Raw genomic sequence first — 694 nt, forward strand, 5'->3', positions numbered from 1 at the left:
GCCGAGGAACCTGTGGGAGCTGGCTTGCCAGCGATTGGGCCATCAAAGCCAGCGCAAATCCATGCTCATTTGACCAGCCCCAAGCGCTCATGCCACTGCGCAATCGACTCTTCGGGATACACCGCAAACTGTTTGTCCTTGGGCTTGGCATCCACTTCGACCCAAGGCGCCTTCGACCCCAGCATCAAATGCGTGTGTTGCGGCGGCACCGGCAGCGGCGTATCGATGGCCGAGGCGAACGGGTGAATCAGCTCCGGCCACTCAGGGCTGAACAACCATAAACCGCTGCCGCACTGTGAGCAGAAATGCCGTTCGGCTGTGCTGCGATGGGCACGTTTGTCACCTTCGTCCTTCATCTTCGCGTGGTAGATGCTGATGTGCTTGCGCCCCTGAACCTTGAGGCTGGCCGCGTCGCCACCCAGGTTGATCGCGTAACCGCCACCGCCCTGGGTCTTGCGGCAGATCGAGCAGTAGCAGCGTTGATAGGGATAGGGATGGGCGCTGGTCAGGCTGAAGGTGACGGCGCCGCAGTGGCAGGAGCCTTCGAGGTGCATGAGGGGCCTCCGGTTGGCTGGATGGGTTTGAATGAGCCTAGAAGAATTGTGTGAATGTGCCGACGCCATCGCTGGCAAGCCAGCTCCCACAGTGGATTTTTTGGTGTGCGCGACTTTGCCGTTCGACACAAAAACCTGTG

The 694-nt window shown here is 60.1% G+C and carries 1 protein-coding gene; it reads right to left on the bottom strand.

Going from position 1 to position 694, the window contains the following annotated elements:
• Positions 1 to 65 precede the first annotated feature (65 nt).
• Complete coding sequence (locus HT737_RS26910; RefSeq protein ID WP_047293648.1) at positions 66 to 554, bottom strand: GFA family protein; 489 nt, start codon at positions 552 to 554, stop codon at positions 66 to 68.
• Positions 555 to 694 lie beyond the last annotated feature (140 nt).

It is taken from the genome of Pseudomonas sp. MD195_PC81_125 (assembly GCF_014060985.1).
Taxonomy (GTDB): domain Bacteria; phylum Pseudomonadota; class Gammaproteobacteria; order Pseudomonadales; family Pseudomonadaceae; genus Aquipseudomonas; species Aquipseudomonas parakoreensis.